Origin of the sequence: Danxiaibacter flavus, assembly GCF_041060425.1 — a bacterium.
Lineage (GTDB): Bacteria > Bacteroidota > Bacteroidia > Chitinophagales > Chitinophagaceae > Danxiaibacter > Danxiaibacter flavus.
In genome coordinates, this window is record NZ_JAULBC010000003.1 from 22,364 (window position 1) to 44,953 (window position 22,590).

General features: G+C 43.2%; 11 protein-coding genes. 1 reads left to right on the forward strand and 10 read right to left on the reverse strand.

The window, feature by feature from the left end:
• Positions 1-820 precede the first annotated feature (820 nt).
• From lepB to QTN47_RS10775, 10 genes are all read right to left on the reverse strand, one after another.
• Positions 821-2,341, reverse strand: coding sequence for a signal peptidase I (gene lepB, locus QTN47_RS10730; RefSeq protein ID WP_369329365.1), 1,521 nt, complete (start codon positions 2,339-2,341; stop codon positions 821-823).
• Positions 2,342-2,710: 369 nt separating this feature from the next.
• A complete protein-coding gene (locus QTN47_RS10735) occupies positions 2,711-5,458 on the reverse strand; it encodes a glycoside hydrolase family 2 TIM barrel-domain containing protein (protein WP_369329366.1) in 2,748 nt (915 codons plus the stop codon).
• Positions 5,459-6,122: 664 nt separating this feature from the next.
• Entirely contained in the window at positions 6,123-7,835 is a 1,713-nt protein-coding gene (locus tag QTN47_RS10740; RefSeq protein ID WP_369329367.1) for a glycoside hydrolase family 9 protein, read from the reverse strand.
• A 714-nt stretch (positions 7,836-8,549) separates the two neighbouring features.
• Positions 8,550-10,298 (reverse strand): alpha-L-arabinofuranosidase family protein, encoded by a 1,749-nt coding sequence (locus QTN47_RS10745; protein ID WP_369329368.1) that lies wholly within the window; start codon positions 10,296-10,298, stop codon positions 8,550-8,552.
• 255 nt (positions 10,299-10,553) lie between these two features.
• Entirely contained in the window at positions 10,554-11,819 is a 1,266-nt protein-coding gene (locus tag QTN47_RS10750) for a glycan-binding surface protein (protein ID WP_369329369.1), read from the reverse strand.
• Between the two features lie 77 nt (positions 11,820-11,896).
• On the reverse strand, positions 11,897-13,549 hold the full coding sequence (locus tag QTN47_RS10755; RefSeq protein WP_369329370.1) for a RagB/SusD family nutrient uptake outer membrane protein: 1,653 nt from the start codon (positions 13,547-13,549) through the stop codon (positions 11,897-11,899).
• Between the two features lie 26 nt (positions 13,550-13,575).
• The gene (locus QTN47_RS10760) at positions 13,576-16,812 is read right to left on the reverse strand and encodes a SusC/RagA family TonB-linked outer membrane protein (protein WP_369329371.1); all 3,237 of its coding nucleotides are present in this window, start codon (positions 16,810-16,812) and stop codon (positions 13,576-13,578) included.
• A 938-nt stretch (positions 16,813-17,750) separates the two neighbouring features.
• Complete coding sequence (locus QTN47_RS10765; RefSeq protein ID WP_369329372.1) at positions 17,751-18,428, reverse strand: SGNH/GDSL hydrolase family protein; 678 nt, start codon at positions 18,426-18,428, stop codon at positions 17,751-17,753.
• A 194-nt stretch (positions 18,429-18,622) separates the two neighbouring features.
• Positions 18,623-20,074 carry a glycoside hydrolase family 125 protein gene (locus QTN47_RS10770; RefSeq protein WP_369329373.1) on the reverse strand — a complete coding sequence of 484 codons (1,452 nt, stop codon included), beginning with the start codon at positions 20,072-20,074 and terminating at the stop codon, positions 18,623-18,625.
• Between the two features lie 972 nt (positions 20,075-21,046).
• Positions 21,047-21,439 (reverse strand): hypothetical protein, encoded by a 393-nt coding sequence (locus tag QTN47_RS10775; RefSeq protein ID WP_369329374.1) that lies wholly within the window; start codon positions 21,437-21,439, stop codon positions 21,047-21,049.
• A 132-nt stretch (positions 21,440-21,571) separates the two neighbouring features.
• On the opposite strand from QTN47_RS10775, the gene QTN47_RS10780 reads away from it, so the two are divergent.
• The gene (locus QTN47_RS10780) at positions 21,572-22,582 is read left to right on the forward strand and encodes a phosphotransferase enzyme family protein (RefSeq protein WP_369329375.1); all 1,011 of its coding nucleotides are present in this window, start codon (positions 21,572-21,574) and stop codon (positions 22,580-22,582) included.
• Positions 22,583-22,590: the final 8 nt, after the last annotated feature.

Genomic DNA, 22,590 nt, shown 5'->3' on the forward strand with positions numbered 1-22,590 from the left:
TATGTGATTTACATCCGCCAGAATAGTCAATCCTTTTGCCTCTGGCACAGAAACGTGACCGTCGTTGTTGGTGTGCAGGGCAGGTTGGTGAGTAAGCGCACCAACAAGTGAGGCTTTTCGAAAGCATAGAAAAAGCTCGAGTCGATCACTATGTTGTTGATACGCCACGTGCATTGGCATCGCTGCATACAAACCGGCGGTCATCGTGCAAGTTCAGCTGTGCAGGCTTAAGACGTTTGCAGGTATCTCGCACAAGCTGAAAGCTGGGGTTATTAATAAAAGAATATCAAACCAGGAATGAGGAGATGCGAAGTGGAATTAACAATCAGACTATGGCTAGCAGAATTTTGACTGAAGCGGCCTACGAGGGGTGTTTTCAAAATTATTACTTAACATAATATAAATTATAGGAAAATAATATAGTTTTTAAAAAGAACTGCATGTGGCTCAAATGCTTGTGATCATTGGTTTCCGCCTGTGTCTTCAGGTGATTGCCCTGGAACGTAATTGCGTGGCTCGATAAATTGGTCACAACGGAATCATTACAAATTTGCAAAGCCTTCGTTGAGGAATTTTAAATTCCAAGTGGCGCGAAATTGTTTATCACGGGCAAACAGATTCCTTGAAATACTCTCGCGAATGACTGTTTTGATCAAACTATTTTTTGCGTTTTCATTCTGTTTTTGGGAATATAAAAAGCGTTCAGCTTACAAGTCGAGATTTCTGTCCAACGCCTCAGATTGATTCAGTCTCAGAGAATTTGAATTAAAAAGGCCAATCTAATTGATTGGCTTTTAATTTATTGAATCTGATTACCTGATTATTTTATTGATTTAAAGATCCTTTTCCATCGAGGCCCGTTATTCCAGCTAAACCAGATCAACGACGCTTTGCCTACAACATGTGTTTCAGGAACAAATCCCCAGAAACGGCTGTCCTGGCTGCGGTGCCTATTGTCACCCATCATCCAATAGTAATTGTACTTAAGCGTGTATGTATTTGTAGGCTTTCCATTGATCACGAACTGGCCGTTATTTTCCTCCAATGTGTTTCCTTCATAAGTCGTTATAATTCTTCTGTACAAGGAAATATTGTTATTATTCAATGTTACAACTTCTCCTTTTTTAGGTATATGCAACGTACCGAAGTTGTCAGCGTTCCAAGGAAAATTCTTTGTATCGAACGGAAACATTTGCGGGTTAACAGTTCCGGTAGCTTCATTGTTTGGCTCAATGCTTACCACATTTGGCTGTGTTTTCAGGTTAGCAAGCATGCTTTCAGTACAGTTGATGTTGAAGGTATTTTGAGCGACAGGCATGAAATTATCAGCATCATCCGGACCGTCTTCAGTGATCTTTATGCCAAGTACATCGTGCAGATACTCGTTAGAGAATGGCGCCTTTACAGTTACAATATAATCTGACTGAGCGTCTGGTGCTACAAATGCCGGCTGATTGTTCACGTAAAGTCTTCCTTCTTTTATAAAGATATTGTCGCCAGGCATGCCCACGCAACGTTTAATGTAGTTATCCGTTTTATCCATTGGATGAACGATCACGTCGTGCTCAGCGAAAAGCTTGTTCCGGTCGCCACCATACTGTGCGCGCAAAACATCATAATACGGCCTCAAACTGAGATAGTCCGGTTCATTGATAATGGTATCACCAGCGGGGAAATTAAATACAACTACATCATTACGTTTAATTTCAGTAAAGCCTGGTAATCTCTTGTAATCCAATTGAATCCACTTAACATAAGATGGCGCGGTTCTGCTGAACGGCAGCGTATTATGAACAAATGGAAAGCTAATGGGTGTCTGCGGAATGCGCGGACCATAGCTCATTTTATTTACAAAAAGAAAGTCGTTGATCATGAGCGTTTTTTCCATACTTCCCGTCGGGATGACGTAGGCTTCAAAAACGAACGTTCGGATCAGTGTCGCTGCTACAACTGCAAAAACTGCAGCGTCAATCCATTCGCGGGCTGAAGATTTTTTGTAAAGCTTCACTACTTCAGGGCCTCCCCATTTTACATCATCCGAAAAACCGAGATATGGCAGATAGATGAATGGAACAAATACTGTTAGGATATGTTCCCACAAAGTGAACTTGCCGAAATGCATTACGAATATGATGGTGATCCAGATGGTTACAAACTGACCTGCGATTGGGATCAGCTGCATCCAGAACCAGAATTTCTTTATACCGCAAAGCTTAACGATGTACCAGGTATTATAGAAAGGAATGAGTGCTTTCCAGGGTTCTATGCCTGCTTTTTTAAACATGCCATAAAGTCCAACGTGCCAGCCTACTATAAATAAAATAAAAATGATCCAACCCATAATTTTATATTAATGCTGGCAAAAATACCATTATAAACAACCTTACAAAATGAACAATGGGAAAGTTTTATAAAAAGCCGTTAAATTGGGTGGAACCAGGGAGACAGCGCGACACTGAGAAACGCTGAGACTTTTTGCCGCTAAGACGCTAAGGCGCAAAGAAGTGCTAAGGGTTTTTGAAACACAGAGACACTGACGGCACGGATAACCATAAGGGAATTTTGAACCACGGAGCGCCAACGCGCCGAAATGTGCACAAAGCTAAACGCCGCGCCGCTGCCTCGTTGCGTGCGTGGCGTAAAACTCTCTTCTATAATACATGAAGCCAACAAGGGCTTAAACGTATAACGTAAAACTTATAACGTACAACTAGAAAGCGAACCACAGCTCTCCTTCCACTGGCTTATTATTTAACAACATATTCTTCTGACTTTCAGGGCCCATGGATGTGGCTTGTTGAAATTTAGTTCCAATTGCAGGAATTGCGCTCATGAATCCAAGCGATGCATTTGGGAATGCCGGAGTAACATTATCATTTGTCATTGTCTTTGGCTTTTGCGGAACCAGCATCTGAAGAAAAACGTTGTCGTTATTGGTGTAAATGGTAAAATCAGATTCTTTGGTCTGGATGGTTGTCCAGTACACATTGGCATGGTATCCTTTGAACTCTGGATAGTTCCAGTTCTCGCCGGTAACTGTGTTGTTGTATGCTTTTTGCCACACACCGAACTGCATTCCCTGCAGGCGGTTCTTCCAAACGCGGTATGGTCCGCGGCCGAGCCATTTCATCCCCGTGATTTTTTCTTCAGGATAATTAAAAGTAATTCCCATGAAATCCCGTTCGCCTTTTGGCGCGTATTTGTATGAAAGCTTCGGCAGTTTGCCCGGCGCGAAAGTCCACGACATCTTGCTCCAGCCATTGCCGGAATAAGATATTTCCAGTATAACAGTGTCCTGATTTTTCGTTAGATCAAATGATTGTTTCACCTGATCCGGGCCTGCTGATGGTCCGCCCGATAATGAAATCTCTTTGCCTGAAGCATTGGTTACTTTTTGTAAATACCCGGAAGTTGTGTCGAAGGTATAAGTAATGTTGTTGGATACGATCTGCAATAACTTATCGTGATTTTTTATTTCGGTAGCAGTGTTTAATGTATTGGTTACCAGTTTTTTATTTACCTGTATTGCAGTTTGTAGTGGCCAACTCCAGGTGCTAATTTCTTTGCCGTCTTTGGCGATGGCTGTAACGTATAGCGCCTGGGATTTTGGCAGACTTGAAAGCACGGGTAATGGTATGGAGCGCTTCTCTCCTGGCAAAATGGATGGCATGTTAATGAAACCAGAATCAACCCAATTGGTCATTGATTCATTCCCCTTTGACGAAGAAAAGTTCGCCAGCTTCCATTTCAATTTACAGTCACTTAAGTTGGTGAAATGGTATCTGTTTTCAACAAGCAGATTTCCGTCGAAGTCAACAGACAATGTTTTCGTAGAAATATAAACCGGACTCCAGATCTGTTTGATGGCATAATAACTTGCTTCTTTTTCCCTGTACGGACCAATAATACCGTCAGGTGCGTGATTTCCGTGGCAATCTATCATGCCATTCATATCTGTTCTGACAACACCCTCATCATGAAATGCCCATAAGAAGCCTCCTGCATTTGCATGATACGTGCGCATGCGTTCCCAAAAGTCTTCCAGACCTGCTGCATGGCCGCCATCATAAAGTCCATGCATATATTCTGTCGGAAAGAACACATCGTTGCCATAAAGGCTTTCATTAACGATGTACTTGTAGTCCGGGTAATGTTTGGTATCTGTGCCGTTGAACTTCTCCCACGGATGAATCACCAGTCGCTTTTGCGGATCATACAACGCATAGTCATTATCCAAAGCGCGGTTCCAGCCACCTTCATTACCATTATCCCAAATAACAATGCTTGGATGATTAACATCGCGGGTCACCAACTCCTTCACCAATCTTTTGCCTGAGACTGTATCGTATGCTGCCTGCCAGCCGGTTAATTCATCGAGTACCATCAGTCCCAATGAGTCGCATAGATCAAGAAATTGTCTGTCTGGTGGGTAATGACTCATTCGGACCGCGTTCATATTCATGTCCTTTATCAGGCCTATATCCATTAAGTGAATGTCGCGGCTTAAGGTTCTTCCGCTGGCTGGCCACTCGCTATGTCTGTCAACACCTTTGAAGACGACTTTTGTTCCATTGAGATAAAAGCCATCATGTGGCTTTAAAACTGCAGTTCTAAATCCAAAACGCTGGTTTACAGAGTGTATGATTGAGTTGTTTCTTATAAGATTAAAAGTGATCTGGTAGAGATTGGGTTGTTCGGGATTCCATAAAAGAATATGATCAAATGATTGCGTCAATATAGATTCATTGCCTGCCAACGATACAGTAAAAGATTTTCCAACAACTGTTCCGTTAAGCGTTTGTACCTTGGCTTGTATAACGTCGCCCGGTTTTGTATTGTTATGAAAGATTGTAGCTTCAAGATTTCCGTCAGCTGTTGCATTAATTGCGGTACGCTCTATATGTGTTTGAGGTAGAGCTTCGAGATAGACTGGTCTGTAAATTCCGCCAAAAGCCCAGAAGTCTCCTCCCCTTTCAGCTTTTTCTATACTGGCATTTGATGAAGCTTTACTAACTGTAACATCTAATTTATTTGTTGCGCCAAATTTTACAAGACTGGTTATGTCATAACTGAATTCATAAAATCCGCCCTGGTGAACTGGTCCGCATGACTTGCCATTGACTTTCACTTCCACATCTGTCATGGCTCCTTCAAAGATGATCTTTACTATTTTATTCTGCCATGATGCCGGAACCGTAAAGCTGGTTTTGTATAATCCTTGTTCATTGATCTTGTCTTTATCATGGCCATAAGTGTATTGACCAAAACCCTGCAGCTCCCAGTTGGATGGCACGGCAATCTTGGTCCATTTACCACTGTTGTTTCCTTTAGTGCAGAAAAAACCCCATTGAACGGTGTGGTCTTTATCTGTACCGGAGATGTATTGCCTGACGGTTTGTTGTGCGTGAAGTGATTGAAAAATGATGAATAGTAAAAAGAGGAATAAGACTTTTTTCATATGCAGTTGCGTTGAGAGCATGCAATATCGTGATTTTTTTGAACCACGGAGGCACCGCGAATGAACGAAACACGGAGATCTTTGCCACAAAGACGCAAAGACGAGAAGGGGGCACAAAGTTTATGAACCACGGAGGCACGGCGAATGAACGAAACACGGAGATCTTTGCCACAAAGACGCAAAGACGAGAAGGGGCACAAAGTCTATGAACCACGGCGGCACAGAAGGCACAGGCGAAACACAGCAATTTTTTGCCACTAAGACTGCAAGTGGCAAAGATACTTTAGACCAAAAAGTGATTTAAAAAACTTAGTGCCTCTTTGTGTTCCTCGTGTCTTCGTGTTTCAGAAAAGTCTGTCGTGGTTCTTCGTGTCTTCCGTGCCTCCGTGGTTTTATTTTCTTCGTGCCTCTTTGCGTCCTTCGTGTCTTCGTGTTTCAGAAAAGTCCGTCGTGGTTCTCCGTGCCTTCTGTGCCTCCGTGGTTTTATTTCTTCGTGCCGCTTTGCGTCCTTCATGTCTTGGTGTTTCAGACAAGTCCGTCGTGGTTCTTCGTGTCTTCCGTGCCTCCGTGGTATTGTTTCTTCGTGCCGCTTTGCGTCCTTCGTGTCTTCGTGTTTCAAAAAAAATCCGTCGTGTTTCTCCCTGTCGCCCGTGCCTCCGTGGTTTTACCAGCCGGCTTGAGGCGCGAGTGCTTCGAAGGCATTGGCGATGTATACAAGCGGTGCGTTCCAGTTGATGGCGATTTCGTTGCTGGCATATGCGGGATCAATATCAACATACGCTGTCTCCGGTTCTGTGAATTCATATTTGCTGCCGTCCTGGCGACCGGGATTGGGACCGCCTGCCAAAAGGCCGGGAATAGGAGCTGCAATATTATCCGCAACAGAAGGACGATGATGAGGATGCATGGTGCTTTTACAACCTACGCCTGTTACGAAGCTATAGCCAGTAGCATTCCGGCCAAGAATATAATCAAGATTGGAAAGTGCGTTGGTAAGATATTTTTTATCGCGTGTTTGAAGCCAGGCATTGATCAAAATAATAGACTGATTAGCTGCATTGGAATTACTACCCCAGTTAAAGTCCTTTGGCGATCTGCCCATTACCGTTTTAAAGGCGTTAGCCTGCACGGGCTCCAGATAGCCATCAGCAAATGCAATTAATTGTTTACTCACAAATGCAATATCATTTGAATAAGCAGCCAGATTATTTTTTCTGCGGAGCAAAGTATAGTACCCAAGCATCTGCACGTTGCTCCATGAAGGAAGTGTCATTGTAGTATTGATGTGTTGCTGCACTACAGCATAATATTGCTTGTCTTTTGTCGTAGCCAATAATTCGCTGGCTGCCCAAAACCATTCGTCGTCAAAATGCTTGTCGCCATAAGCACCTGTCGTTATTTTGGGAGAGAATGTTTTATTGATCTCTTCCTGGTTATATGCAACAGCCGGATTAGCCAATGCCCATTGCCAAGCGGATTGAGAAGCTTTCAGACAACTGTCACTTAATCCGGGCAGTTGCTTGTCGAACTTCTTAAAGATGCGGCAAGCCTGGGCCGTTACGGCTGCAAAATCCAGTGTGGCGGCTGTTCCTTTTTGCACCACATATCTTGACAGTTTCGTAATACCCGGCATCACCATGCCGTCAAATGCAGCATTGGTACATTTATGATACACGCCGCCATCATTAGGATCCTGCATGGTGAGCATCCATCTTAAATTATAACATACTTCGTTTAATATGTCGGGTACTTTATCATTGCTTTCCGGAATATTGGTTTCCAGTGTATCGAAGTATGTGGTAAAATCCTCGTACGCAGATAACAAGGTTCCCATTGTAATACCTGAATTCACAATGTATTTGTTATAGTCGCCGGCATCATACCAGCCATACGGACTGGAGATGACAAAACCTTCCGGTCTTTTTGGTGTTGCTGCTGAAGCGTGGATCAACACTGCGGTATCCGGATGTCCCGCAGGCCTTGCCCATTTGCCTGCATATTTCTCTTCCAGGGGCATCGAAACCCGCTGGTAGTAAAAGCCTTTTAATGATGAAACCGCTACAGCATGTTGTGCATGTTGTTTGATCTCAAAGCTGCATGAGTTGGGATAACCGGGAATAGCTACAACATATTTCCCATTTTTTTGAAAGGATGAAAAATCTGCATAACGCGTCTTCAATGACGAATTCTTTGATTGCATTTCATTTTCAAGCTTTCCTTTGAAAACAGTATCTTTTTTGGATTCGGAGAGAATAAAAAAATCATCACTGTTAACAGGTGCAATAATGATTGCGGCTTTGGGACCTTTGGTATAATATCCTACGTGGTTAATGCGAATCTTATTTATCTCAGATTGAGCTTTTGCGGTGACGTACATTGGCAACGAGAATAAAAGCAAAATCAATTTCGATAAATGTCTTTTTCTGTTTAATGGTTCGTGATTCGCAATCATCGTATGTAAATTGTAATTTATAGATTATCATTTTTTCGAACGTTCTTTTGGCTTGATCCAAAAAACTCCCACCTGAATGACGACAGTCGGGCAGGAAAAACTTAAGGCAAACATCCGCCCGGATGAATCCGTTCGGACGGGCGAATGCCTCCGTCCCCACAGTACTGTGGGGACCGCCAACGTCTCTCCAAACTGCAGCTTGCACTGCCTTGTACAGGCGGGCTCTACATTTTTATTTCAATCAGCAATAAACTATTAACTCCTTCTATCGCCGGTACCGCGATGTAATTTTTCGTCTTGAAAATCTTTAACAGCGTGGCTTTACTTGCCAGTCATAAAAACCTGCAACGTCTCATTTAAAACGTACAACGTATCACATAATACTTATAACTCCCTTTCAGAAACCGTCACCGGCATAAAGCCGGCAACGGTGCTGTTATTCCCAATATAAGACACTCGAGTTTTACGTTGTAAGTTATACGTTGTACGTTTATGAAAATACCTGTAAACATCGTGATCATAGTCTTGCATTTGAGTTCGAAAAGACAAGCTACAACATCCTTTCTGTCATAAAACTTACAACTAAGAACTCACCCTGGTTTTAGGCTTTAAGCTTTAGGCTTTGGGCTTTCTTACAACTTACTTCTCCACAACGACGAAGCTAACCGACCTCGCCGGAGCCAGCATCCTGATGCCATCTTTAACCATCGCGGCATTTGCCTGGATGGATGTATAATTATCCGGGCCGCCTGAAACGCCTGAAGGACCAATACCATTAATATACACTTTCCTTGAGAATTCACCATTGTCATTGCCGCCGGTAAGTGTATACCAATAGTATTTTTCGCCTGATTTAAAGTTCTTCAAATTAATCGTGACTGTTTTGTCGCCGGTACCCGTATTTACAATAGCGACTGCACTTTGCCCGGATGAAAAGGTAGTGGCATATGAGACAATATCGGTTGAAGACGATGTTGAATTGACCAACCGGTCTCCCATATACTTCTGGAAATAATACATATGGTAAAATGCCGGACGCGGGCTCCATTTGGCCACTCCACCCGGTTCATCGCCTGCATTGAACATACCATGATCATTTCCATTATCCCAACCATTTGACAAATCCCATCGCGAAGCCATGCCAAACTTGTTCTTCATCAACTCTCCCAACACCATTACCGCATGCATTCCGGAAACATGAGATACCATTTGCAGGGAACCTGTCGCAAAAATGTTCCATTCTGTCAGAGCAATGGGCTTAACGGTTCCGCCGTTTGAAGCAATATTTCCTGTGACATATGTCATGATGTTTTTTGGTACTGACGATGCAGCGTTAAGAATGTCTGCAGCTTTTGAGTTTGTGTTGTAGGGTGTGAAATAACTATGCACAATATAAAAATCAGTTGCACTCCCTGCTTGTTTAACCACGCCGTTGTTCCAGTTTTGATCAGTCGGCGTTTGCCATGATGCAGGTGCAGTTTCAAGCAGTTGAGATCCGATGTAAATTGTCTTGCCAATTTCCTGTGCGGCTCTACGCATGGAATCAATAAACACTTTTACATGTTTGCCATATAACTCACCGGTGATATATTCCGGCTGTCCGTCTTTATTCTGTGAGACATCAATACGATAGCCAGCCTGCCAGGTGCCATTACTTTCATTGCCAATTTCCCAGTATCTGGTTCTGCCATTATCATAACGAACCCAGTCAGCAGCAAGGTGTGCTGCATCTGCAACCGGATCAGCTCCGGTTCCATAACGGGCATAACCATAGTTAACAGTGATCATGCCTTCGTTGCCGGATTGTTGTAAAGTGTTATAATAATTATCGACCGATAATGTCCAACCCTCTTCATTTTTTCCGAACCAGTAACCAGCGTCAATGTTGGCTCCGTTAGCATCTTTTATTTTCAGCGGAGCGGTAGCCGGTACTACACCTTTGGCCGCGTTCCATAGATAAACGCTGCTGATATTTCCACCCGGGAATCTTATGATTTTAGGATGAAGCTGTTTAATATTATTTAGCAAAGCCGGCTCCGTTACAATCTGACTCATGTATGGGTTGGCATTGTTGCCAAAAAGATTGGTCGATATTTTGGTAACAACATTTGTCGCATCTATATCAATGGTAACAGCCGGATTACCGGGTTTTTCCATCATCGTACAGGTTGGCACGGTAAAATTTTTCGCAGCCCAGTCATCCATAAAAAATCCCTGCGTATTTGCTGGTGGAGGGTCAACAGCAGCGGGAATGGTTACAGTTGTATCTGCTCCGCCGCCATTGTTATTATTATTGGTTGTATTGCTCTTCTTACATGAATAACTCAATGTGGTTATACATATCATTGGCAGTAACAAACAATAGACTTTGTGTTTGTAGCTGTACATAGATTGAGTTTAAGCCTTCAGGTGTCAGGTATCAGGTACCAGTTTTAGCGTCAGCTTTCAGAAAAAAGGTAACAGGTATCGGGTATCAGTTGCAGGTTTAAGCGCGTTTGTTTTTAAGCCTCTGCCTGCATGATCAATTTCGATGAATTAGTTTGCCAGTTATCACCGGATAAGATACAGCTACCCTCCCAGATAGGCTGTACCCCGATCGCTGATACCTGATAACCTGTTACCTGATTCCTGATAGCATACAGCTTAGTTTGCCACTTTTACTATCCTGATATTATCTATTGCCATTGTTGCGCGGATATCGGCTGTTGTTCCATTCGAGATCACAATACGCATTGTCTGGCTGTTGTTCAGATCCTTGTATTTATTCAGGGCATTTCCACCACCGTTAACCAGTTTTCCGAGGTTTACTGAAACCGTGTACCACTTGCCGTCGGCGCTTTTTACAAAGTTTTTCAGCGGAAGGTTAATGCCATAGTCGCCTTGTGATAATTGTAGTATGAGCTCCCCTATCGGCTGCAATGTGGACATTTCAAACTTCAGATCATAACTCGCAAGTGGTGTTTCTCCGTCATACTTATCTGCAGGAGTCTGAGGAAACAACTTGCCGCCGTTAGTGCCGGACCAGTTGTCCATGTCAATTACTTTATCATTTGTCCAGCCCCAGTTAGCAGGAATGTTAATGTTGATCATGGCGAAATTGTTGTCGATCGCATTGATTCCAGGGTATGTATTCATTACAGCTTTACCTGCATCCAGGCCCCATCCGAAATTCAATATTCCGCCCCCGTCATTTTTGGTATCCCAGTCAAGCGTCATTCCAATTCCTGAATGATCATACAATTTGTTTTCGCGTGTATCTGCAGACCATCCGCTTTGCGATTTTACAAAAATGCCGCCGGTCGCGGGAGTCACCCCGGAAGGGACCGTTACGGTTAAAGATGTTCCATCTGCTGATGTGGTAAAACCTGTTGTTATAGCTGCACTTCCGGGAAAAGATATGCTATCTACAAAGAAGAAATATTTCCCATAAAGCGTGATAGATTCACCGGCTCTCGCATATTCATTACTGATCTGATCTATAGCTGGAGGAGGCGGCAATATCTTGAATTTGTAAACTGCTTCACCCTTGGGTGTGGTCACTTTTAGTTCATCAGGAACGTTTGGATTGGTTGCAACGGTCGGCACAGAGTCGGGCACCGTTATCACCAGGTATTGATCCGTTGCATAAACGGGGTTTACATCAACCACATAACCGTTAAATGCAACGGTCGTCGCACCAACAAGATTCTTACCAACAATAGCAAGTGTACTTCCCAATGTTGCCTGGCTCAGGCTGCTATCGGTTGTTTTCGGATCAGTCAATCTTACCCTTTCAATTGAAGGAGGTCCTGCCGCCACAGGTATGTCAAGGTTATCTTTTTTACAGGAAAAAAAGAACGCCATACTTCCGCACAAAAGAAGCAGTAAGTGGCTTATTTTTTTAGGGAAGATGATATTTTGATATTGCATAATTTATCTTTTAAATTGATCGCGCAGATCGTTTAAGATTCGTTTGATTATTTCTTTGCGCCATTTTTATCAGCCGCTTAAAATTGATATGGAACCGGAGGCTTCGCCAGGTTGGGCGCCATCGTCATCTCTGTTGATGGGATCGGCAAATAAAAATTTGCTTCTGATACAGGATAAGTAGCTTTTTGATCTGACTGAATTTTCCATGAAGTGGCATTTGTCAGCTCATTGGGATAAATCCTGTAAGAGCCCCTGTCCTGGCTATTCAGGATCTGTACAGCTTTTGTTGGATTGTAATAATGCAACTGCACAATCTGGTACCATGCCTGACCTTCCATCGCAAACTCGAGGAATCTTTCTTTAAAAATATCATCAGCCGTAATAGCAGTTTTGGGATCAAGGCCTGCACGCTGATGTACCGCGTTAAAGAATTGCAAGGCAGTAGCATCACTGGTGGAATTGTTGTTGCCCAATATTGCCTCAGCTAATACCAGGTACACGTCAGCAAGGCGAAGCATGTATGTGTTAATTTCAGTGCGTTGTTGAAGTACTTTTCCATCATTATCAGAAGGTCTGCCTACTACATATTTCTTTGTCCACGCGCGTGCCCCATATTGAATTTGATTTTCGTCTTTTGATCTTACCGGAACATCTAACAATACTTCAATTGTTTTCTTTGCATCATTGGGGTCAGGAACACCCTGGTGAATGTTAGTATAATGATCACCGGGGAACATAAATGTCGATTTGCGGCGCTTGTCAAAATTTTCATACATGCTCATGATGTACATAGAAGCACCAATATCACCGCCCCAGCCATCACCAAAACCTGTAATGCTTGGATCAAAGGCGAGATATGCCTGCACACTGTTTTGCGTACCCCAATCTCCATCGTACTTCCATTGCAGTGCAAAAAGGCTTTCCTGGTTATTGTTGTTCTTCATTAAGAAGAGATCATCATAGTTCTGCATGAGCGATGCCCCGCTGTTGGTAATTACATCCTGTGCAAGAATTTTAGCACTGTCAAGATCTTTCTGATTTCGCGTACCTGTTTGTCCGACACCTGAACGCACCAGGTACATTTTTGCCAGCATACCCTCTGCTGCCCATTTCGTTAAACGTCCTTTCTGTACGGGTGATGCAGGAAGATTTTCTGAAGCAAAACGCAAGTCGCGCAAGATAAACTGCCACACACTTTCCACCGTGTTTCTCGTAATGCTTGTATCAAGCAAGGAACCACTGTTGTCTGTAATGATGGGCACCGGCCCCCAGTTCTCAACCAAAAAGCTGTAGGCAAGACCTCTCATAAAGCGTGCTTCGGCTATCGCATGTTGTTTAACATTTTCAGGAACGCCTGCTCCCGAATATTTTTCAACGTTGATGATCAGGCTGTTTGATTGTGCGACCACGTTGAAGAATGACTGCCATGAAGCGCTTACTTCAGGCGTAACAGAAGTCGTCTTCATTTGGATATTGTCAATCTGGTAAGATCCGGAGAATAAAACACCGCCTCTTGCATCGCCAATACCATGCGATGCCTTGTCATTATAATCAAACCAAACCTTGTTATACAACGGAGCACTTCCTGCCAGTACCTGGTCAGAGGTTTGATAAAAGTTCGCATCCACAATACTGTCTTCCGGCTTTACTTCCAGGAATGCTTTGCTGCAACTACCCAAAGATCCGGCGAGGAAAAGCGCAGCGACTATATATAAATTTTTCTTTTTCATTTTGTTCACGTTTAATAATGGCTCAATTAGAAATCCACTCCGATGTTTAAAGTGTACACGCGTGTTAACGGATAACGACCTGCGTCAATTCCATACACCTGGTTGCTTGATGAAACGTCTCTTCCTGTAAATGCGCCGATCTCGGGATCGTAGCCTTTGTATTTAGTTATGGTTGCGAGGTTTTGAACGCCTGCTGCCAGACGTATGCCCTGTATTACTTTCAGCTTGTTCAAAATGCTCTTCGGTACGTTGTAACTGAGTGTTATGTTTTTTAAGCGGAGGTATGAGCCATCTTCAACAAAATTGCTGGCATATCTTTTATAGTTACCATTGGGATCGCCATTACTGATCCTTGGAATAACGGTGCCCGGGTTTGCTAAGGTTGGGTTAAGCGGATCACCTGCAAGTCGTGCATAATTAAATGTTTCAGCCAGCAGGTTACGGCCAAGATTTATATTATTAGGATTGGTGTTATCGTAACGAAGCTGGTTGTAGATATCGTTGCCTTGTGAGCCAATGATGAGAACACTCAAATCAAATCCTTTATAGCTGAAGGTGTTGGTAAACCCATACGTGAATTTGGGCCATGGATTACCAATGATGGTCTGATCCCGGTAATCAATAATGCCATCTTTATTCATGTCTTTGTATTTGATATCACCAACCCAAACACCACCCGGATCTGCGTCCAGTCTGGTAACACCATCGGACTTAACAGGAACAGCACTTGCTTCAATTTCTTTTTTGTCTTTGAATATGCCTTCCTGAACATAGCCATAAAATAACCAGGGAGCTTGTCCAACTGCGGAGCGTTCAATAAAACCAATACCATCACCATTAGAAATCGACCAAACCTGCCTGTCAATAACCGCCGTTGGCTGATAGAACTTGGTGATCTTAGTCTTGAAAGCGGAAATATTTAAATTACTTCTCCATGTAAAGCCTGATTTTGCTGTAATGTTTACTGTGTTCAATGTAAACGCCCATCCACGATTTTCAAGTGCTCCGATATTTACTGTGGGAGCTCCTATTGAGCCTTGCCCGGATGTGCCCATGTATGCAGGCTCAGGCAAGCCCATTAACAGGTTGGATGTTTTGCGGATATAATAATCTCCCTCTAACTGAATTCTGTTTTTCAACATGCTTAAATTAAAGCCAATGTTATTTGTCTGGGTGCTCTCCCATTTTACATTAGGATTGGCAAACTTGCTTACCATGAAGCCGGTTCCAAAAGGGGTAGTTACGGCTGATAATGGTGCGAGGTAACCCTGGCCGCTGCCCTGGTTGCCGGTTAAACCTGTCTCTACTCTTATTTTAAATTCATTCAACCAGGTAAGCTGACGCATAAATGATTCTTCTGAAACGCGCCATGCAGCTGACGCTGAGGGGAAATAACCCCACCTGTTATCCGGTGCAAAGTTGATGGAACCATCTGCCCTTATTGCGCCCTGAATAATATATTTATCATCATAAGTATAATTTACGCGAGCGAAATATGATTCCATGGCCCAGGTGCCTTTGTAACTGCTGTTGGTCTGTCCCTGGGCATTGCCAAGTGGAAGTGAAACAACATCGTTTGAAACGAAGCCCTGGCGCGAACCAGAAATGCCTGAATATTGACTTTTCTGCGCCTCGTGGCTGGCCATTGCACTAATATCGTGCTTGCCAATTTTCGTGTTGTATTGCAACATCTGGTTCAGGTTCCAGTATGTGCTTGTTGAGTTACTCAGATCCAGCTTTGCCACGTTTGTTGCCACTACGCCAATTTTGTAGGACGGCATGAAATAACTTCCGTTACTCCAGCTCGCGTTAGCGTTAAGGCTGGTGCGGAAGGTGAGTCCTTTCAATATGTTTATCTCTGCAGAAATGCCTCCCAAACCGTTATAGCGTTTCAGGTTATTCTGCACAAGGCTGGCAATTGCCACAGGATTAACCGGTGTGAACTGCAGCTGAGAAGAACCGGGACTGTTGGTATTATCAGCGCCGGCCCAACTTCCGTCAGCATTTTTAACCGCGATGTTGGGCGGCATCTGAATGGCATTTCTGATAACGGATTCACTGGTAGTACCGAGTTTTTCATTGGTTTGGTTAAATGCAAGATTAGCGCTTAGTTTCAGCCATTTGCGTGCCTGGTTGTCAAGGTTCAGACGAACCGAACCCCTGTCAAACTTGGAGCCAATGGCCACACCTTCCTGCGTAAAATATTCACCGGATAAATAAAATGTAGTGTTGTTAGAGCCTCCGCTTAAGTTAAGCTGATGCTTTTGCATAGGCGCACCTTTATATAAGGCGTTCTGCCAGTCAGTACCCGGGCCAAGAATCGATGAATCGGCAAATTCAGGTCTGCCGGTTCCGCCGGTTTGTAAGCGCCTGATCTCGTTTTCCATGGTAGCGTACTGGGGAAGATCCATGATGTCGAGTTTGTTAGGCTTATCCTGGTGTGAGTACATATAATTATAGCCCACTTTAAGCTGACCGGCCTTTCCTCTTTTTGTCGTGATAAGCACAACGCCGTTGGTGGCCCTGGAACCATAAATGGCAGTAGCTGAAGGACCTTGAAGAATGTCGATGGACTCAATATCAGAAGGATTCAATCCGGCGATCAGCGGATTTTGGTTGGCAGAACTGCTGCTTCCATAACCCACATCTTCCGACTGCTGAACCTGTACGCCATCTATTACATACAGTGGCTGTGTTCCGCCGTTTAGCGTACTGATACCGCGGATGTTTACAGATAAACCGCCACCTGGCTGACCTGAATTTTGCGTTACATACACACCGGCGGCCCTACCCTGTATGGCCTGTTCTAACGTTGTGTTGACTGTTTTATTGATATCTGCGGCAGAAACAGAAACCTGCGCACTACTGAGGTCAGTTTTCTTCATTTTGCCATAACCAACAACTACTACTTCGCTCAGTTTTCCGTAGTCTTCAGCCAGATCAATCATGATTGATGTGGAGCTGCCTACGGGCATGCGTCTTACTCCAAAGCCCAGGAAGGATACTTCCAGGACGTCTTCCTTTTTTGCATCGATGGAGAATTCTCCTTTGGCATCAGTAACGGCGGTATGAGTTGAACCTTTTACAGAAACGTTCGCTCCCACTATCGGTTCTCCCGTTGCTTTAGAAACAACCTTACCTGTTAATTTATGTGTATTTGATTGCTGCGCGCTGCCTGTAAAAGGCGACATAAGCACACAGCAGGAAAGCAGTATGCACCATATTATAAATGGCAGCCTTCTCCATTGTTGGTTTGGTTTCATACGTAAACAATTGTGGTTTGAAAAAGTCATAAGCAGAATTTGCGTTGATTTTGTAGCTGAATTAGTCCGAACGGGTGAAATGGTCATACGGTTAGATATTCTTTATACATCCGTCCGGAATGTTTTAATATTAAGCGTGGTAATACACCTGTCCGTGAAGTGGCAAGTCTGTGGAGCATAAGCAATCGATTTTAGTCTGTAAGTATGGTTTGTTAACACTTTTGGTGTAAAAGGTGTAACTAAATTACTGGGAGGGGGCTCAAAACAGGGTACTCAAATGTTTATATGTTGGGGTTGAAATGTTAACTAAACCATGGGGACAGGGCTGCACGGGAGAAACAAGGGGATTTTTTGGGAGACGAAACCACGGAGGCAGGGCGACACGGAGAAACACGGTGTTTTTTTTGCCGCGAAGATAGGAAGGCTCAAAGGGGTACAAAGGTTTAAACCACGGCGACAGGGCGGTACGGGGAAACACGGCGATTTGTTGCCACGAAGACAGGAAGGCGCAAAGGGGCACAAAGTTTTTTACCACGGCACCAAGAACGCCAAGGGGCACAAAGATTTTTAAGAAGGCGCTAAAGCGCTGAAAAGGGCGCAAATATTTAGGCTAACATGTTCACTGTTAGGGTATGCGTAAGTAGGGAAAATATTATTAGGTCTTAGCGTCGCTGCCTCTTTGCGAGCTTTGCGTGAAACAATTTGTGCGGTAAGATCGTTGCGTCTCTGCTTCTTTGCGAGCTCTGCGTGAAACAATTTGTGCGGGGAAAGTCGTTGCGTCTCTGCTCCTTTGCGAGCTCTGCGTGAAACAATTTGTGCGGGGAAGCCGCTGCGCCGCTGCTCCTTAGCGAGCGCCGCGAGAAACAAAAAGCCCAAAACTCAGCGAGCTTTTGGAACAGCTTCGCCGGGTTTTAGGCTTTGAGCTTTAGGCTTTAAGCTTATCTAATGTTTTTAATCTGTTCCCACATGGCTTTAGACACCATTTCGTTGCCAAGATCGTTGAGATGAACGCCATCAACAGTTAAAACGCCCTTGTCGGTATTTTGGCTATTGTTTGATTTTTCGTAATCGGTGAACAATTTTCTCAGGTCAACAAGTGGCAGATTCAGATCTTTTGCCATATTACGAATAATGTTACTGTATTTGTTCAGGTCACCGTCCTGTTCGTTGCTGTAATCATTTTTCTCGCCAATGGTAGCGGGTGTACAAACAATTACCTTGGCGTTAGCAGCCTGCAATTTTTTGATGATGGCGCGGTAGAATTTTTCGAATTTGTCGGGATCAGTTCCTGTTCCGAAAGATCTTTTGTGCCATACATCATTCACACCTACATAGATGATAACGATGTCCGGGGATTTGCTCAGCACATCATCTTCCATTCTTAAATAAAGGTCATATACTTTATTGCCGCCAATTCCGGCGCCGATCAGTTCGTAATCATTAATACCTTGCTGTTTCAATGTCTTATCTAAAACGGTAATATAACCATTCGGAGAAACGCCAGCCTGGGTGATGGAGTCACCAAAGAAAACAACCTTCTTTTTTTTCTGTGGAGCAAATGAGGCCGAGACAAGCAAAATCACAAACAGGGCAAGCCAAATCAGTTTACTATTCATGTTGGTTAGAATTTTAGCCTATAAATGTAATTAAAAGTCAAAAGTAAAAAGTCCCCGCCTGACCGTCGGGCGGGAAAATTCAAAACTTCCGGTTCGGTCTTGCGTACTTTCTTTTACAGTTGAATGCTGCTAAAGTATAGTGAAGCTCTCCGATTTGAATTTTTTGAATTTTGACTTTTTACTTTTGAATTATATTATTTCAACAAGTGCGGCCTTTCCCTGTACACTTTCCAGATAAACTCACCGAAAATGGTGTTTGCCCATGCAAACCATTTGCGCGTGAATTTGGTTGCGTCGTCTTTATCAAAGCTTTCGTGCATAAAGCCGGTTCCACCATGTGATTTTTGTAACATGTCTAGGCAGAACTTGATTTCTTTATCGTCATTGCTGGTCATACCACGTATAATGATACTTAGCGGCCAAATGGTGTTGATGCCTGTGTGCGGTCCACCGATGCCCTCTCCTGCTTTTCCTTTGAAGAAGAACGGGTTTTCAGGTGACAACACAAATTTTCTTGTATTGGCGATCAGTGTTTTGTTGGTGCTGAGATAATTGAAATCATCTTCCATAAATTCCAGGTTCAACAGATAAGGGAGCGACAGCAAGGATGGCACGTTAGCATCGTCCATCAGGTTGTAACTACCGAAGCCATTTATTTCAAACGGAATAACATCGCCGAACTGCGGATGTTTGGCAACCGCATATTTTTTCAATGCGTCCTGGACCTGGTTGCTCAGTTGTCGTGCTTCCTGGATGAATGGATCGCCGGGAGCTATTTTGGTAAAGATCCTTGCCATTTGTTCAAGGCTGATCACAGCAAACCAGTTGCTCGGCACCAGATAAGGGAAGATGGTAGCGTCATCACTCGGCCTGAACATGGAACAGATCAGTCCGTTAGGTTTTACCGGGTAGCCATATCCGCTCAAAGGAACGCCGTCTGTGGCCCATGATGTTTCACGCTGAAAGCTGTAAGGGCCTTGTCCGTGAAAACGTTGTTGTTCTTTAAATGTTTTTACGATCAGTTTCATGGCTTCTTTCCACTGATCATTAAAAACAGAAGTGTCGCCGGTCACTTTATAATAGCCATAGCTTAAACGCACAGGGTAACAAAGACTGTCAATTTCCCATTTACGTTCGTGAATGCCGGGCTTCATATCAGTGTGGTCGGTATGTTTCCATTCACTCACCTTGCTTGCATCTTTATAAAATGCGTTAGCGTAAGGATCGAGGTGAATGTTTTTTACCTGCCTGTTAATCACACCTCTTATTAACTGCTGTAATTCCTTATCGTCTTTACATAAGGGCAGATAGGGCCAAACCTGCGCGGTACTGTCACGCAACCACATCGCATCAATATCTCCGGTAATTACGTAAGTATCGGGAACGCCGTTGTTCATTTCAAAATCAACGGTCGTATCAAGGGTATTCGGGAAACAGTTCTCAAACATCCAGGCTATTTCCTTGTTGCCGATATTTTTCTGTACATCAGCTATGATTTTTTCTACGGCAACGCTTTTAAATTTGCGTTCGCCCGCAGCTATACGTACAGTTGGGAAACTACCATTCTCTCCCGCCATTCCATGTTTGCTGAATGCCATTGCTGCAGAGGCCAGTGCGGCCTGTTGAATAAAGGTTCTTCGTTTCATCCCTTATTTATTTAGAGTTAAAAGACAACAGATAAATCTCTGATGTCTGATTTAAAGATCTCTGATTTCTTATAGCTCATCTTACGTTTGCAATTCAAACAAGCAAAGTATTCATCTTACAATTTCCTGCCCGGCACCCTTCCTCACATTTGCATATTTACACATTTGCAAATTCGCACATTCTTATCTCTGATGTCTGATTTAAAGATCTCTGATTTCTTATAGCTCATCTTACGTTTGTAATTCAAACAAGCAAAGTATTCATCTTACAATTTCCTGCCCGGCGTCCTTCCTCACATTTGCATATTTACACATTTGCAAATTCGCACATTCTTATCTCTGATGTCTGATGTAAAGATCTCTGATTTCTTTTGGCTCAAGCTTGCTTTGCAATTCAAACAAGCAAAGTATTCATCTTACAATTTCCTGCCCGGCATTCTTCCTCACATTTGCATATTTACACATTTGCAAATTCGCACATTCTTATCTCTGATGTCTGATTTAAAGATCTCTGATTTCTTATAGCTCATCTTACGTTTGTAATTCAAACAAGCAAAGTATTCATCTTACAATTTCCTGCCCGGTATCCTTCCTCACATTTGCATATTTACACATTTGCAAATTCCCACATTCTTATCTCTGATGTCTGATGTAAAGATCTCTGATTTCTTTTGGCTCAAGCTTGCTTTGTAATTCAAACAAGCAAAGTATTCATCTTAGAATTTCCTGCCAGGCATCTTTCCTCACATTTGCATATTTACACATTTGCAAATTCGCACATTCATTATCAATTCTCCACTATCAATTCTCCATTAATATTTGAAGATCTCTGATTTCTTATAGCTCATCTTACGTTTGTAATTCAAACAGGCAAAGTATTCATCTTACAATTTCCTGCCCGGCATTCTTACTCACATTTGCATATTTACACATTTGCAAATTCGTACATTCATTGTCAATTCTCCATTAATTCTAGTCTCTCCCTTTCAGTTCAATCTTCGGGAACAAAGTCATTAGAAACATCACAAATGACAATATCAGTAAAAGATAGATACCGGCTCTTTTTTCGGGACAATCGCCAAGATAACACGAGGTCACGAGGATGTAGTTGCGTATTGACCAGGCAAAATTGAAAATAGCGATAAACATGTTCGTGCGTTTCGACCAGATGCGTGGTACCAGGAAGAATATGATTGCAACAATACTCATGACAATATTTACAAGACCCGGCTTTCCGAAGGATGTGCCCGTAGCCTTTAGCCCCGTAATTGTTATTTGCTGGCTGGCAACATAGCTCCAGGGCATAAAACAGTTCGCTATAATGGCCAATGCAACAACAACACCTATTATCTGGGAATATTTCATGAATACTTAATTTTTAGCCGGCGGCACCGGCATTCTCAATGGCGCAAATATAGTGTAAGAGTGCATCCAAAAGTTCAAAGGCTGAATTGGCGGAACATGTGTATATTCAGGCCGTTACCAATCAGATGCATTATGAGTCATTTCCCGGTCTCGAGCTCTAATCTTTCAGCGGCTCACCTTGGCAGTTATTTAAAAGATCAATACAATATAGAAGGAAATGTCCATTGCTCGCTTCTAAGAGCTGGCGTTAATCACACATATTTGCTGGGATGTGGTGATGAGCGTTTCGTTTTTCGCGTATACAGCCTCAACTGGAGAACCAGGCCTGAAATTGAGGAAGAGATAAAACTGGTCCGATACTTAAAAGAGAAAGCCATACCTGTTTCTTATGCTATTCCGGACAGGAACGGAAATCACATCCAGGTTTTGAATGCCCCGGAAGGTGAAAGATTGGGTGTATTATTTTCCATTGCGGAAGGTGATAAACTTCACAATTATCCTGAAGAGCTGCACAGCGCTGTGGGAGCAATTATGGCTAACATGCATCTTGTAACCGAAAACCTCGAAATTGAACGGACGGATTATACCTGGGATGTTTTTCTTGTGGATCCATTTAAACATATACGTAAGTTCATTTCAGCGGATAGTGAAGAAATGCAGTTTTTGGAGAGAACAGCAAAATGGTTGTCGAAACAGTTGTCCGATGCAGACGCCAGTAAGCTTCGCAAAGGCGTTGTGCACCTGGATATATGGTTCGACAACCTGAATATTACAGAGAGCGGCAAAATAACACTTTTTGATTTTGACTTTTGCGGTAACGGCTTTCTGTGCCTTGATGTTGCTTACTATGTATTGCAACTTTATCATGTGGAGCGGGATGAAGAAACACGTGACAAAAAATTAGCCGCATTCTTTAAAGGGTATGAATTCATTGTGCCACTAAGTCCGGAGGAAAAAAGAATCTTACCAATGCTCGGAGTGGCGTTGTATATTTTCTATTTGGGTGTTCAGAGCAACCGTTATGAGAACTGGTCCAATTCTTTTCTAAGCGAGAGTTATCTGAAGCGATTTATTTCGCAACTTGTGAAGCGTTATTACGACTTGCATGGATTAGGAAAGGAAAGAGAGATGGCTGATGGCTGATTTCCGGA